The 14,049-nt window shown below is 70.4% G+C and carries 12 protein-coding genes and 1 pseudogene; 9 read left to right on the forward strand and 4 right to left on the reverse strand.

Going from position 1 to position 14,049, the window contains the following annotated elements:
• Positions 1-124 precede the first annotated feature (124 nt).
• From ACZ5NH_RS02200 to ACZ5NH_RS02230, 7 genes and pseudogenes are all read left to right on the forward strand, one after another.
• Positions 125-1,558, forward strand: a complete 1,434-nt coding sequence (locus tag ACZ5NH_RS02200; RefSeq protein WP_388635329.1) for an APC family permease — start codon at positions 125-127, stop codon at positions 1,556-1,558.
• 581 nt (positions 1,559-2,139) lie between these two features.
• Positions 2,140-2,727, forward strand: coding sequence for a maleylpyruvate isomerase family mycothiol-dependent enzyme (locus ACZ5NH_RS02205; protein ID WP_468772669.1), 588 nt, complete (start codon positions 2,140-2,142; stop codon positions 2,725-2,727).
• Between the two features lie 38 nt (positions 2,728-2,765).
• Positions 2,766-2,921: a hypothetical protein gene (locus ACZ5NH_RS02210; protein ID WP_388635325.1), complete on the forward strand. Its 156-nt coding sequence runs from the start codon at positions 2,766-2,768 to the stop codon at positions 2,919-2,921.
• 54 nt (positions 2,922-2,975) lie between these two features.
• Entirely contained in the window at positions 2,976-3,149 is a 174-nt protein-coding gene (locus ACZ5NH_RS02215; RefSeq protein ID WP_468772505.1) for a hypothetical protein, read from the forward strand.
• A gap of 46 nt (positions 3,150-3,195) precedes the next feature.
• On the forward strand, positions 3,196-4,902 hold the full coding sequence (locus ACZ5NH_RS02220; protein ID WP_468772506.1) for an aldehyde dehydrogenase family protein: 1,707 nt from the start codon (positions 3,196-3,198) through the stop codon (positions 4,900-4,902).
• 18 nt (positions 4,903-4,920) lie between these two features.
• On the forward strand, positions 4,921-6,402 hold the full coding sequence (locus ACZ5NH_RS02225; protein ID WP_468772507.1) for a long-chain-fatty-acid--CoA ligase: 1,482 nt from the start codon (positions 4,921-4,923) through the stop codon (positions 6,400-6,402).
• A gap of 845 nt (positions 6,403-7,247) precedes the next feature.
• A pseudogene (locus ACZ5NH_RS02230) lies at positions 7,248-7,384 on the forward strand (site-specific integrase); the annotation flags it as partial.
• Positions 7,385-7,612: 228 nt separating this feature from the next.
• On the opposite strand, the gene ACZ5NH_RS02235 reads toward ACZ5NH_RS02230, so the two are convergent.
• The 4 genes from ACZ5NH_RS02235 to ACZ5NH_RS02250 all read right to left on the reverse strand — a co-directional run bounded on the left by ACZ5NH_RS02235 (position 7,613) and on the right by ACZ5NH_RS02250 (position 11,728).
• Complete coding sequence (locus tag ACZ5NH_RS02235; RefSeq protein WP_468772509.1) at positions 7,613-8,626, reverse strand: aldose epimerase family protein; 1,014 nt, start codon at positions 8,624-8,626, stop codon at positions 7,613-7,615.
• A 17-nt stretch (positions 8,627-8,643) separates the two neighbouring features.
• Positions 8,644-9,426, reverse strand: a complete 783-nt coding sequence (locus tag ACZ5NH_RS02240) for an ATP-binding cassette domain-containing protein (protein ID WP_388635315.1) — start codon at positions 9,424-9,426, stop codon at positions 8,644-8,646.
• Positions 9,423-10,457 (reverse strand): ABC transporter permease, encoded by a 1,035-nt coding sequence (locus ACZ5NH_RS02245; RefSeq protein ID WP_468772511.1) that lies wholly within the window; start codon positions 10,455-10,457, stop codon positions 9,423-9,425. The genes ACZ5NH_RS02240 and ACZ5NH_RS02245 overlap by 4 nt, the downstream gene beginning before the upstream one ends.
• 146 nt (positions 10,458-10,603) lie before the next feature.
• Positions 10,604-11,728 carry a substrate-binding domain-containing protein gene (locus ACZ5NH_RS02250; RefSeq protein WP_468772512.1) on the reverse strand — a complete coding sequence of 375 codons (1,125 nt, stop codon included), beginning with the start codon at positions 11,726-11,728 and terminating at the stop codon, positions 10,604-10,606.
• A 149-nt stretch (positions 11,729-11,877) separates the two neighbouring features.
• On the opposite strand from ACZ5NH_RS02250, the gene ACZ5NH_RS02255 reads away from it, so the two are divergent.
• Together ACZ5NH_RS02255 and ACZ5NH_RS02260 are read left to right on the forward strand one after the other, a co-directional pair.
• A complete protein-coding gene (locus tag ACZ5NH_RS02255) occupies positions 11,878-12,936 on the forward strand; it encodes a LacI family DNA-binding transcriptional regulator (RefSeq protein ID WP_468772513.1) in 1,059 nt (352 codons plus the stop codon).
• Positions 12,929-13,993 (forward strand): carbohydrate kinase family protein, encoded by a 1,065-nt coding sequence (locus ACZ5NH_RS02260; RefSeq protein ID WP_468772514.1) that lies wholly within the window; start codon positions 12,929-12,931, stop codon positions 13,991-13,993. Before ACZ5NH_RS02255 ends, ACZ5NH_RS02260 begins: the two co-directional genes overlap by 8 nt.
• Positions 13,994-14,049 lie beyond the last annotated feature (56 nt).

Here is a 14,049-nt window from a genome sequence, read left to right on the forward strand (position 1 = left end):
TTCCCGCCGCCCGTCAGCGGCTCGGCCGGGGGCAAGTCCCTTCCGGCGCGGCCGGCCGGGAAGGCCGCGCCACGCCACCTTGCGACATCCGTGATCTTGTATCCGAACATCAGATAGGAACACCATGGCCGAACCTTCGCCGCAGCCGGTGCTGCGGCGGGCGCTGTCGTTCGGCGGCGCCTCCGCGATATCCACCGGACTGGCGTTCGCCGCGATCAATTTCCTGGGTCTCGCGCAGCTGCTGACCTATGTCAGCGGGCCGATGTCCTGGCTGGCCATCGCCGCCGGCGGTCTGGTCATGCTGGCGGTGCGGTCGGTGTTCGCCGAGCTGAACGGCATGCACCCGACGGCGGCCGGCATCCGGCTGTGGCTGGCCCGCGCCATGCCGGACAAGGCGGCGCTGACCGTCACGTTGACCTACATGGTGGCGATCGTGCTGGTGATCGCCGCCGACGCCTACATCATCGGCGAAGCGCTTGCCTACGCCTTCGGCAACGGCCGGCTGATCGCGGTCGGCTACGTCGGCGCGCTGCTCCTCCTGGCGACCTGGCTGAACCTGCGCGGGATCAAGCTCGCCGGAGCGGCCGAGCGGATCGTCACCACGGTCGTGGTGCTGGCCACCGTCGCGATCGGTGTCGCGGCGATCGCGCACCCGGGCCACCACGCCGCGCTCGGCGCGGGCTCGTCGAGCTCGCCGATCCAGGCGCTGATCCTCGGCATCTTCGTCTACACCGGTTTCGAGTGGGTGACCACCAACGCCGAGGAGGTCACCGAGCCGCGGATCATCCCGCGGGCGATGCTGGTCGCCGTGCTGGTCCTGGCCGGTTCCCAGGCGGTGTTCGCGGTGGCGATGGGCGCCACCCTCGACGGCGCCTCGCTCGGCACCGCCTACCCACAGCTACTGGTCGCCCAGCAGGCGCTCGGCCGGGCCGGGATGCTGGTGATGCTCGCCGTCACGGCACTGACCGCGGTCAACACCTTCAACGGCGGGTTCGTCACCCTCTCCCGGTTCATGTACGCGGTCGCCCGCGAAGGCAAGCTGCCCCGCCCGCTGACCCGGCTCAACGAGCAGGCGGTGCCGGTGCTCCCGGTGTGGATCCTGGGCGGCGCTTCCCTGGTCCTGGCCGCGGTCGTGGCCGCCACCGGCTCCTTCGCCGTCATCGTCTCTTTGTGCGCGGCTTTGGAGATGGGGGTGTACAGCGCCGCCGGGTACTGCGTGTGGAGGCTGCGGCGCCGCGAGCCCGGCACGCACCGCCCCTACCGGCTGCGCGGCGGCGTGCCCGTGGCAGCCGTGCTCACGGTGGTCTTCGCCCTGATGGGGTTGCTGGCCTCGGTCAGCGTCGGCCCGCAGTTCACCGTGGCCCCGCTGGTGCTGCTGCTGGCCTGTGCCGGACTGGTGGCGGTGTACGTGTGGACCTACGTACCACGGCTGGAGCGGCGCGAAGCCGAGGAACTCGCAGCCCGGCGCGCGGCCCGGGCCGCGGCCCGCGGCGCCGCCCGCACCGCCTCGGCCACGCGAGCAGAGATGCCGGAAGCCGAACAGGAGCCGCGGCAGTGAGCACACCACCGGACTTCGGCACCGCCCCCATCGACCAGGCGTTCGGCGTGGCCACGGGCGACCTACCTCAACGGATCGCGCTGCTGGAACGGCTGACGCTGCGGATCACGCGGTCGGCCAAGGACACGCCGACCGCAGCCGCGAAGGCTTACGATCCGGCCTGCCCGTCGCCGCCGAGGAGCGGACCGACGGTCCCTGGGCGACGGCGCAGAACGCCAGCTTGTTGCTGCTGACCCTGCACCGGATCGCCACCGGGAAGGTGCCGGTCCCGCACGGCGCCGTGCACGACAAGGCCGGACGCCGCAGGAGCAGTGCCCTCACGTGGCTGCCTGCACGAAACGCCCGGTCGTCGCACAGAGGTGCGAGGACGCTCCGGAGAAGGCCCCCCCGAGCGGCCGCAGTGAACAACAGCGTGCTGCACGCGGGACGTTTCGCCACTCGGGCGTTCCGGTGCTGCCACACAACCTGCAAGACAGGCGAGCGGCGCTGCCGTCCGTGCACTGCACACGTCACCGCTTCGAACCGCGCGGGTCCAGCCCGTGGTTGTGGAGCAGATTCATCCAGGAAAGGAACTGCAGGCTGTGTCCACCGCATGGCACTTGGAACTGCGTCGGGAACGCACTCGGTTCATGGAGACCCTGAGCGAGCTGACCGACGATGAGTTCAACAACGCGAGAACCCTGTGTGCGGATTGGGCCCCACGGGACGTCCTGGCACATGTGGTCGGTCTGGACCGAATGGCGTCCCATTATCTCCGGCTGTCGACACTGACGGTGAACCGGGGCAACGCACGGATGGTTGCGCACGGCAGGACGCTGAGCCGTGCGGAGCTGACCGACCTCGGGTGGAAGTCCGCCACGAAGCCATCCGGTCAGGCACAGGCCATGGCATGGCTGCTCACCGGAGACATGGCGATGCATCACCAGGACGTTCTGCGTGGCCTGGGGCGCAACCGTGAGATCCCCGAGACGGTGGCCCGCGCCCTGTTCCGTGAAGGAGTCATCTGGAGCTGGCCGTTCGGCCGCAAGCTCACCCGCTACCGCGTCCTCCCCACAACACCGGGCGGAAGGCCACGCGGTCGCGGCCAGGTGGTCCGCGGTACCACCGAAGCGCTGAGCATGTGGCTCGCCGGACGCGAGAGCGTCGCCAACGAGCTCACGTTCCAGTAGGTCAGCGACAAGTATCCGGCCAGCGGCTGCGCCACGGTATGAGCAGTCGTTGGGCCCGTGCCCGCCTGGGCGGCATCACGCTGATCATCTGCGTTCCGTCCCGCCAGGCCCTGCCGGGACTTCCGCACGGTCTCCTCACCGTGGTCCTGCTACCGGGGTTCGATCTGGCCTGCGTGATGACCGGCACGCCGTGACGACCGTCGCCGAACTCGCCCCCGGTCGGCGCCGCGGTGGCGCGCCGGGCCCTGATGACCACCGCCGGACCGATCGCCCCGGCGCCGACCTGCTCGCTGGCCGACACTCACGGCACCACCGGCCACCCGCACGCCGTGCGACTCACCGCAGCTCTGCTGCTGCCCGGCGGGACCGCCACCGTCGTCCCGGCCGACCCCGCCCGTGACGGGCGCCTTCCGGGCGAGTGAGCCGCCCCAGTTCCTACCCCACTTGTTCGCACCGCCAAGGAGTGACGTGAACAACACCCCCCTCGACACCGCCGCCCTCGACCGCGCCCTGCACGAACTGCGGGAGAACGCCGCGTCCTGGGCCGCGGCACCGCTCGCCGAGCGGATCGGCCTGCTGGAGCGGCTGATGCCGCGCATCCGCGACGGAGCCGCCGAGCTGGCCGCGGCCGGCGCCCATGCCAAGGGGTACGGCCCCGACTCCCCCTGGGCCGCGGAGGACTGGGCGGGCGGCCCGTGGGCGCTGGCCCAGAACGTCAGTGCCCGCCTGCACGTCCTGCGGCGGCTCGCCGTCGGTCAGGACCCGCTGCCCGCGCGGGCGGTCCACGAACACGGCGGCCGTACCCGGGTGGACGTCTTCCCCGCCACCGGCTGGGACCGGCTGCTGCTCAGTGGCTACTCGGCCCAGGTCCGGATGCGGCCGGGCACCACAGCCGAGCAGGTGCGCGAGCGGGCGGCCGGACAGTACCGCGGCCGTCCGGAGCCGGCCGGGGTGGCACTGGTGCTCGGCGCGGGCAACGTCGCCGCCCTGACCGCCGTCGACATACTGCACAAGCTGTACGCCGAGAGTCAGGTCGTCGTCGCCAAGATGAACCCGGTCAACGCCTATCTGCGGCCCCACTTCGAGCGGATCTTCGCCGAGTTCACCGAGCGCGGCTGGCTGCGGTTCGTCGACGGCGGCCCGGCCGAGGGCGCGTACCTCACCACCCACGACGATGTGGACTCCATCCATGTGACCGGCAGCGATCGCACCCACGACGCCATCATGTGGGGCACCGACGACCGGGCCGAGCAGCGCCGCCGCGACGACCAGCCACTGATCGACAAGCCGTTCACCAGCGAGCTGGGCGGAGTCAGCCCCTGCATCGTGGCGCCGGGGAAGTGGAGCGCGGCCGACTTCCGCTTCCAGGCCGAGCACATCGTCACCAGCAAAATGAACAACTCCGGCCACAACTGCATCGCCAGCCAGGTGCTGGTGCTGCCCCGCTCCTGGGCCGGCACCGAGCGGCTGCTCGATGAGATCCGCAAGGTGCTGCGCGAACTGCCCGCCCGCAGCGACTACTACCCCGGCGCCGACCGGAGGCTGACCGCGGTCCGCGCGGCACATCCGGAGGCCGAGAGCTACGGCGACGGCTGCCGACTGCTCGTGCCGGACATCGCCGACCACGATGACGTGCTGCTCAGCGGAGAGGTGTTCGCCAGCGCCCTCGGAGTGGTACGCCTGCCCGGCGAGACCCCGGCCGAGTTCCTGGGCACCGCCGTCGACTTCGCCAACGACACCCTCCCCGGCACGCTCGGCGCGACCCTGATCGTCCACCCGGCCACCGAGCGGGCCCACCGGGCCGTGGTGGAGGCGGCCATCGCCGGGCTGCGCTACGGCACCCTCGGCGTCAACAGCTGGTCCGCCGTCGGTTTCCTGCTCGGCTACACGCCCTGGGGCGCCTACCCGGGCAACACCCGGCAGGCGATCGGCAGCGGCATCGGCTTCGTCAACAACGCCTTCATGCTGGAGGACGTCGAGAAGACCGTGGTGCGCGCGCCCTTCGCGCCCGCCCCGCGCGGCCTGTTCACCGGCTCGCCGTCGCTCTCGCCCCGCCCCCCGTACTTCGTCACCAACCGCACCGGGCGCACCACCCTGCGACGCGTCACCGGCTTCACCACCGCACCCGGCATCACCCGACTGCCCGCCGTCTTCGCCTCCGCCCTCCGCGGCTGACAGGAAGCGACCCCCCTCATGAACCTCAACGACCTCCTCGTCCGCGCCGCCGCCGAGCACAGCCACCGCCGCGCGGTCGAACTCGGCGACCAGGGGCTGAGCTACGCCGAGCTGGCCACCCTCGCCGGTCGCACCACCGCACTCCTCGCCGCCCATGGGGTCGGCCCCGGCGACCGGGTCGGCCTGATGCTGCCCAACCTGTGCGAGTTCCCCGTCCTCTACTACGGCGTGCTGGGCGCCGGTGCGGTCGTGGTGCCGATGAACCCCCTGCTCAAGCCGCGCGAGATCGCCCACCAGGTGCGCGACTCCGGCCTGGAGCTGCTCCTGGCCTGGGACGGCGTCGCCGACCAGGCCCGGGCCGGCGCCGACGACACCGGAACCCCGGTGGTGCCGATCGTGCCCGGTGGGCTTCAGACGCTGCTGGCCGAGCACCCGGACCCGGCAGCGGCCGCCCCGCGGAAGGACGACGACCTCGCCGTCATCCTCTACACCTCCGGCACCACGGGCGCGCCCAAGGGCGCCATGCTCACCCACGCCGGACTCGCCTGCAACGCCGAGATCGGCGGGCGCACCCTGCTCCGGCTCACCCCCGACGACGTGGTGATGGGCTGTCTGCCGCTCTTCCACGCCTTCGGACAGTCCTGCGCCATGAACGCCGCTGTGGCGACGGGTGCCAGACTCACCCTGCTCGCCCGCTTCGACCCGGGCCAGGCCCTCCGCACCATCGACGAGCGGCGGGTCACCGTCTTCGAGGGCGTGCCGACCATGTACGCCGCCATACTCGCCGAACACGAGCGCGGCACCGAGAAACACGGCACCAGCTCGCTGCGGCTGTGCGCCTCCGGTGGAGCCTCACTCCCGGTGGAGGTCCTCCACGCCTTCGAGGCCGCCTTCGAATGTCCGGTCCTGGAGGGCTTCGGCATGTCCGAGACCTCCCCGATCGCATCCTTCAACCACCCCGACCGGCCCCGCAAGCCCGGCTCCGTCGGCACACCCGTCGAGGGCGTCGAGATGTGCCTCCTCGACCCGCAGGACGGTGTCGGCGAGCTCTGCGTCCGCGGGCACAACGTGATGGCCGGCTACTGGAACCGTCCCGAGGCGACCGCCGAGACCATCGTCGACGGCTGGCTGCGCACCGGCGACCTGGCCCGCGTCGACGCGGACGGCTACTACTACATCGTCGACCGCAAGAAGGACCTCATCATCCGCGGCGGCTACAACGTCTACCCGCGCGAGATCGAGGAGGTGCTGTACGAGCACCCTGCCGTGGCCGAGGCCGCAGTGATCGGCATGCCACACGTCACGCTCGGCGAGGAGGTCGCCGCCGTGGTCGCGCTGCGCCACGGCAGCGCGGCTGGCCCGGACGAGCTGCGGGAGTTCGTCCGCGAGCGGGTGGCGGCGTACAAGTACCCGCGTGAGGTCTGGCTCGTCGACGCTCTACCCAAGGGCCCCACCGGCAAGATCCTCAAGCGCCAGATCACTGCCCCGGAGCGCCGCTGAGCTGAGGCCGGACAACCGGCCGGCGTCCGTGCGCCGCCCCAAGGCGTACGGACGCCGGCCCAGATGCCGATTCAAGGGAGAAGGGGGGGCGACTACGTAGGTCTCAAGCGGGTTCTGGCATTGGGGAGCCGTCACGCCGGGCTGGTGTGATGTTCGAACGCGGAGGTCCGGGTCCGTCTGAGACCGGGTACGCCCCGTCCGGCACGCGAGGGTGACGCTCCGACAGGTCTGCGGCTGTTCCCGCCAGCGAGGGCTGTTGCTGGTGACGGTGCTCGTCATACAGGCCGACGCATCGTTTTGGGACTCGCTGGTGTTCGACAGGATCGACGACGTGGACGTCGAGGCGGTGTCCGCCGTCTTCGGCACGCTCGAAGTGGTGGCGAGAGGCCGGGCGGCCAGCGCGGCGTGTCCGGACTGCGACCGCCCCCCAAGATCTGGGCCAGAACGCGAATCTCGTGAAGAGAGCCAGTGGCCTCAACCGCTGAATGCCCGGAGGCGGAGCAGCACCCAAAGAAGGCGAACGCACTGGTCACCGAGGTCCTTTTGCGTGCGCGATGCGTGAGCGGACTGACCGGCACGATGCGTCACGAGCGGGATGGAACACACAGCCGCGTGGCGCCCGATCAGGCCAAACAGCCCTACGCGGCATCGTCGAACACCCCCCGGCAAGGATTCGATCCCACTCCTGAAGCGGGTGTCGCAGGTTCGAATCCTGCCGGGGCACAGAGAAGTACCTGGTCACAGGTCCTTCCGTCCGGTGGACGGAAGGACCTTCGTACTCGCGGCACATATATGGCACGCACGGGACTGCGCGCAGAAGCTGCGGGGAGCCCTCGAAGCCTGAGCAGGGCACGTCGCTCCTCATGCTGATGGCGAAGTACCGGCACAGGAAGCCGGAGAACATCCGCCGCTGCTCAAGCCGTCTCCGAAGGCGATCGCCGAGATCACCAGCCTGCTGGCGCCGGCCGACGCCCGCGGGTGATGACGCCCCCACCCTAGGGTCCATCGGCAAGCGCGCCGCCTGCCTGCGGCTCGATCAGTTGGTCTTGTCCGAGTCCGGGATGCCGTTCCTCGTGGCTTTCGCGTACACGGTGCGGCACAAGCCGTCACGGGGGGGCACGGAGGTGGGCTCGGTGCGTTGCGGCAGATCCGTCCCACGGGTGTGCTCCGTGGCGCAGTTCATCGGCGCAGCCGGGGACGACCGTCCGCCTCAGGTTCCCGAAGCCCCGTACCGCACCCCGAAGCTGAACTCGCGTCGCTGACCGGGCTCCAGGGCAAGGGCGGTGGTGTGTTCGGTGCGGTTGAAGGCGTTGGTCATCGTCTCGACCGGTTCCAGGGCGATGGAGGCGCGCCGGTCGCGGGCCAGGGTGTCTCCGGTGAAGACGTGCATGTACCCGCTGTACTGCCAGACCCGCAGTTCCTCGCCGGTCGCCGGGTTGGTCAGTACCGTGTCGATCCGGCCGCCGGGGCCGGGCGTCAGGTCCGCGAAGCAGGCGTCGATGACCGCGTCGTCGAGCCGCTTCGGTGCCCGGAAGTCCATGTCAGTGCAGTCGTCCAGGGGAAGCAGGGCCGCATCGCCGGTCAGTGGGATGAGGGAGGCGTCGGTCCGGATGAGGGTGTGGGCGGGGATGTGCAGGAGCAGGTCGTCGATGGGGCGCGACAGTGTGAAGTAGGGGTGCCAGCCCGCCGCGTAGGGGGCGGTGGTGTCGCCCACGTTCGTCGCCCGGATCACGATGCTCAACTCGCGGCCGGTGATGGTGTATTGGGCTTCGAGGTCGAGTGCGAAGGGGTAGCCGGGGTGCCGGTCCGGTCTGATGCTCGTGGTGTGCAGCAGCAGGCGGGCGGAATCGGCTGTCGTGGTGGCGTGGGCGAGTTCGAAGGGTGTCTCGCGGGCGAAGCCGTGGTAGATCGTGCGGTCGCCGAGGCTGCCGGGCAGCAGGTCGTGGTCGTGGCCGTCGTAGCGGTAGCGGCCGTCGGCGATGCGGTTGGGGAAAGGGGCCAGCAGGCCGGCGCGTACGCCGTCCTGGGAGAGGAGTTCCTTTTCGTCGCGGTAGCCGTCCGTCAGCTCCTTCAGCCGACCTGCCGCGCCGTGCCGGACCTGCCAGCTCAGCAGCGTTGCGCCGCGCAGGGCGAGGACGACGCGCGCCGCGTCGTCCGGTGCGCAGACGACGAGGGTGGGTTCCCCGCCGAGGCGGTTCTCGGTGATCCGGTACTCGGCGGTCACGTCCCCTGGTGTTCCCTTCAGCTCGCTTCGGGGGCGAGCTTCTTCGCGCCCGTCATGATGGCCACCGCGTCCTCCATGGAGTGCGACTGCGGGGTGATGACGCCCGCGCAGCCGCCGAGCCGCTGGATGTGGATGCGGTCGGCGACCTCGAACACGTTGGGCATGTTGTGGCTGATGAGGATGACGCCCAGGCCCTGGTCGCGCAGGTCGCGGACGAGTTTGAGGACCTGTCCGGTCTCGCGGACGCCGAGGGCGGCGGTGGGTTCGTCGAGGATCACCACCCGGCCGCCGAAGGCCGCGGTCCGGGCGACGGCCACGGACTGACGCTGGCCGCCGGAGAGCGTCTCCACGGCCTGGTTGATGTTCTGCAGCGTGCCGATGCCGAGCCGTTTGATGTGGTCGGCGGCCTGCTTCTTCATCTCGCCGGTGTCGAGCATGCGGAACACCGAGCCGAGGATGCCCTTGCGGCGGATCTCGCGGGCGAGGAAGAGGTTGCTGGCGATGTCCAGGGCGGGGGCCACGGCGAGGGTCTGGTAGACCGTCTCGATGCCGGCGTCGCGGGCGTCCTGGGGTCGCTTGAAGTGGACCTCTTTGCCGTCGACGAGGATGCTGCCCTGGTCGGGGACGAGGGCACCGGACAGGCACTTGATCAGGGTGGACTTGCCGGCGCCGTTGTCGCCGATGACGGCGAGGACCTCGCCGGGGTGGAGGGTGAGGTCGACGTCGTTCAGGCCGACGACCCGGCCGAAGACCTTGACCAGGCCCTTGGCCTCGAGTACGGGGGCGGTGGCGGTCGTCACGACTTCACACTCCGGATCCACTGGTCGACGGAGACAGCCGCGATCACGAGGACGCCGACTGCGAGGACTTGGTAGTTCGGGTCGATGCCGGCCAGGGCGAGGCCGTTGACGAAGACCTGGACGATCAGCGCACCGATCAGCGAGCCGAAGACCACGCCGCGCCCGCCGAACAGGCTGGTGCCTCCGATGACGACGGCGGTGATGGACTGCAGGTTGGCGTTGAGTCCGCTGTTGGGATCGCCGCCGCCGACCCGGCCGACGAGGACCCAGGCCGCCACGGCGATGGTGAGACCGGCCAGCATGTAGGCGCTGAGCAGCACCCGGTTCACGGAGATGCCGGCGAGACGGGCCGCCTCGATGTCGTCGCCGACCGCGTAGAGGTGGCGTCCCCAGGCGGTATAGCGCAGGGCGTAGCCGACCACCGCGTAGAGGGCGATCATGAGCAGGACGCCGTAGGTCAGGTTCAGTTGGCCGAGGGAGACCGTCTGGCCGCTCCACATGAGGATGTTGCCCGGCTGCAGCGACACCGTCTGGCCCTTGGCGTAGATGAGGGTGATCGCGGTGAAGACGCTGAGGGTGCCGAGGGTGACGATGAAGGGCGGCAGCTTGACCTTGGTCACCAAAAGGCCGTTGACGGCCTGGGCCGCTATCGCGACGACCGCGCCGGCCAGCAGGGCGAGCCAGCCGGGCCAGTGGCTGTCCGCGACGAGCTTCGACATCATCAGCGAGGCCAGCACCATGACGGCGCCGATCGACAGGTCGATGCCGGCGGTGAGGATGATGACGGTCTGTCCGACGGCGAGCGAACCGATGACGGCCACCTGCTGGGCGACCAGCGAGAGGTTCTGCAACGCGTAGAAGCGTTCGTTCACCAGGGAGAACACCACTGCGGCGAGCACCAGGACGATGGCCGGGCTGAGCGCCGGCTGACGGTGCAGCACCGAGTGGATGCGCTGGCTGAGGGTGGCGGGCCGGTTGAGGAACTCCTCCGCCGGCGCCGGTGCGGCTTGAGGGTCCACGTGAGTGGTCACAGGGGGTCCTTCCGGTGTCTTCCCTGGTACGGGCTCATGGGCTCGTGTGGTGCGGGTGCGGCGCCGGTACCGTCATGGTGGCTTCCGGCGCCGCACCCGGCTCGGGGCAGTCGCCCGGTCGGGGGCGGTCGCACCCGCTCGGGGTGTCAGCTGCCCCAGCAGGCGGAGGCGGCCTGCGACGGGGACTGCACGGTCAGGCCGCCCAGCGACTTGGCGGCGGCAAGGGCGGTGCCGGTGTCGTAGAAGGCCTTGCCGTTGGTCACGCTGGGCTTGCTGCCGCCACGGGCCAGCTTGGCGATGGAGCTGACGCCGAGGGACGCCATCTTGCCCGGGTACTGAACCGCGTCGGCGGCGAACTCGCCGCTGGTGACGTTCTTCAGGCCGGCACAGCTGCCGTCGATCGCGTAGATCGCGACGTTCTTCTCCTTGCCGGCCGCCTTCAGCGCGTTGTACGCGCCCTCGCCCGCCGGCTCGTTGATCGCGTAGACCACGTTGATGTTCGGGTTGGCCGACAGACAGTTCTCCATCGCGGTGCGGCCGCCGTCGATGGCGCCCTGGGTGGGCTGGTGGCAGGCGATCGTGTAGCTGCCGCCCTTGCCGCCGGTGTACTTGCCGGACTTGGCTTCCTTGCCGTTCTCGGTCTTGCTGCCGGGGTCGATGCCCATGCCCTCGAGGAAGCCGTGGTCGCGGTTGATGTCGACGGAGACGACCTGGTTGTTGAACAGGTCGAGCATGGCGATGACCGCCGGCTTGCCGTTCAGGGCCGCCGCGGCGTACTGGCCGTCGAGCTTGCCCGCCTGCTCGTTGTCGGTGGCGTAGGTGATGTCCGCGGTGCTGGGCGGGTTGGGCGCGGTGTCCAGGGCGATCACGAACAGACCGGCCTGCTTGGCCCGGTTCAGGGCGGCGTTCACGGCATCGCCGTTCGTCGTGATCAGGATGCCCTTGTCGCCGCGCGAGATGGCGTTGTCGATGGCCGTGATCTGCGTCTGGGTGTCACCGTCGGAGTTGCCCGCCGCCACGGTGAGACTCACGTTGTCCTTGGCCGCCTGGGTCTTGGCGTCCTTCTCCATGCTCACGAAGTACGGGTTGGTGAGCGTCTTCAGGATCAGCGACACACCCACCTTGCCGCCGCCCGAGGCGGACGAGGAGGAGCTCCCGTTCGAAGAACCGCAGGCCACGAGCGTGGCGCCGAGGCAGACGGTGACGCCGATCGCTGCCGCCCGGGCACGCCGACCACGGCGACTCGACACCTGGCTGGTGGAGATGTTCATGGCTTGATCCCTTTCGGAGCCGTCTCTTGGCCGACGCTGAGACAACGTTGACTGGGCGAGATACTGGGCCTGTATGGACGAGCCCGTCAAGACGCTGATAGACATACGTCCGCAACGAGTAGGTAACGCACAACCGGTTGGAGACAACGATGACTCAGGGCGAGGCCGCGCCCCGGTCCACCCGTAGCCGCCCCACCATGCGTGAGGTCGCGGCGCTGGCCGGAGTGGCCATCAAGACGGTCTCGCGCGTGTTCAACGACGTCCCCACCGTCGATCCGGCCATCGTGGCAAGAGTGCGGGAGGCCGCCGACAAACTGGGCTACCGTCCCAACCTCACGGCCAGCAGCCTGCGCCGCGGCGATGGCCGCACCGCCACCATCGGCATGCTCGTCGAGGACGCGGCCAACCCCTTCTCCGCGGTCCTGACCCGCACCGTGGAGAACGTCGCCCGCGAACGCGGAGTGCTGGTGCTGGTCGGCAGCCTCGACGAGGACCCGACCCGCGAACGGGAACTGGCCCAGGCGCTCATCGACCGCCGGGTCGACGGCCTGGTGATCGTCCCAGCGGGACACGACCAGAGCTATCTCATCAGCGAGCAGCGCTCCGGGACGCGCATGGTCTTCGTCGACCGCGAGGCCGGCCTGCTCGACGCGGACGCCGTCGTCTCCGAGAACCGGCAGGGTGCCATCACGGCCGTCAACCACCTGCTGAAGTCCGGCCATCGCCGCATCGCCTACCTCGGCGACCGGGCGTCCATCCCCACCGCCGCCCAGCGCTTCGCCGGCTACCGGCACGCCCTGGAGGTCGCGCACATCGAGTACGACGACGAGATCGTGCGGCATGTCGGGTCGAGCGAGGAGGCGGCCATCGCGGCGACCGAGCAGGTCCTGTCGCTGCCTGATCCGCCGACGGCCCTGTTCACCAGCCAGAACTTCGTGACCGTAGGCGCCGTCCGCGCGCTGCGCGCCATGGGGCGGCAGGACACCACCGCCCAGGTGGGCTTCGACGACTTTCCCCTGGCCGACATCCTCAGTCCGGGCATCTCCGTCATCGCCCAGGACGTCGAGCAGGTGGGCAGGACGGCCGCCGAGATGCTCTTTCGCAGGCTGGACGGCGACGAGTCGCCGACCCGCACCGTCACCGTGCCGACCCGGCTGATCGAGCGGGGCTCCGGCGAGATCACAGCTGAAGGGCCCTGCCATGTCTGAAGCCGTACCAGCCGCCGCACAACTCCCGGCCGTGACCGTGATCGGCGAAGCACTCATCGACCTGGTCCAGCTCGACGCACCCGGCGACTACCGTGCCCGACCCGGCGGCAGCCCGTTCAACGTCGCTGTCGGCCTGGCCCGGCTCGGACACCGCACCGCGCTCATGGCACGCCTGGCCGACAACACCTTCGGCAGGATGCTGCGCACGCACGCCGCCGCCGAGGGCATCGACCTGACGTACGCCCCGGCCGCCGCCGAGCCCACCACGCTCGCCGTTGTCTCCATGGACGCGGAAGGAAGGGCGAGTTACGACTTCTACCTGGACGGCACCGCCGACTGGCAGTGGACCGAGGCGGAGACAGCCCTCGTCCCGCAGGACACCGCCGTACTGCACTTCGGCTCGGTCGCCTCCTGGACCCCGCCGACCGCCGAGCACATCCACTCCGTCGCCCAGCGCCTGCGCGCCGGGGGCACGACGCTGCTCAGCTACGACCCCAACGTCCGCCCTGCCCTCCTTGGCGCCCCGGAGCGCGGCAGGCAGGCCGTCGAACGCAGCGTCGGCATCGCCCACCTGGTCAAGGCCAGCCGTGAGGACATCGAGTGGCTCTACCCGGACACACCGATCGACCGGATCGCCGCCCACTGGCTGGAGTTGGGCGCGCTGCTCGTCGTCATCACCGACGGGCCCGACGGCGCTCATGCCTTCCACTCCACTGGGGGAAGCCTGAGCCGTCCCGGGCGGAAGGTCGCGGTGGTGGACACCGTCGGCGCGGGCGACGCGTTCACCGCGGGTCTGCTCGGCGCGCTGGCCCGCCACGGCCTGCACACCCCGCAGACGCTGGCCACGGCCGCCCCGGACGAACTGACGATCGCGGTGGACGACGCGATCCTCGTCTCCGCGCTGACCTGCGAGCGCCTGGGCGCCGACCCGCCCACCGCCCTGCCCCGCCCCCACCTGCCTGCCCAGGCGCCCCTGGAGGTGACAGATCTGACGTTCCCCGACGGCACCGGCCTGGTGCGCACGGGCAGCCCAACTCCGCAGCCGATGCAGTCGTGAAGAGCTGACGGTCACGCGGCGCCCCATGCCCTGTTCGGCACGGAGCAGATCACGGT

Source organism: Streptomyces sp. NPDC031426 (assembly GCF_055581585.1).

Excerpts from the sequence above, each read along its gene's own strand:
- ACZ5NH_RS02215 (WP_468772505.1), top strand. The coding sequence starts at position 2,976 with ATGACCACCGCCGGACCGATCGCCCCGGCGCCGACCTGCTCGCTGGCC.
- ACZ5NH_RS02260 (WP_468772514.1), top strand. The coding sequence starts at position 12,929 with ATGTCTGAAGCCGTACCAGCCGCCGCACAACTCCCGGCCGTGACCGTG.
- ACZ5NH_RS02250 (WP_468772512.1), bottom strand. The coding sequence starts at position 11,728 with ATGAACATCTCCACCAGCCAGGTGTCGAGTCGCCGTGGTCGGCGTGCC.
- ACZ5NH_RS02200 (WP_388635329.1), top strand. The coding sequence starts at position 125 with ATGGCCGAACCTTCGCCGCAGCCGGTGCTGCGGCGGGCGCTGTCGTTC.
- ACZ5NH_RS02225 (WP_468772507.1), top strand. The coding sequence starts at position 4,921 with ATGAACCTCAACGACCTCCTCGTCCGCGCCGCCGCCGAGCACAGCCAC.
- ACZ5NH_RS02255 (WP_468772513.1), top strand. The coding sequence starts at position 11,878 with ATGACTCAGGGCGAGGCCGCGCCCCGGTCCACCCGTAGCCGCCCCACC.
- ACZ5NH_RS02210 (WP_388635325.1), top strand. The coding sequence starts at position 2,766 with ATGAGCAGTCGTTGGGCCCGTGCCCGCCTGGGCGGCATCACGCTGATC.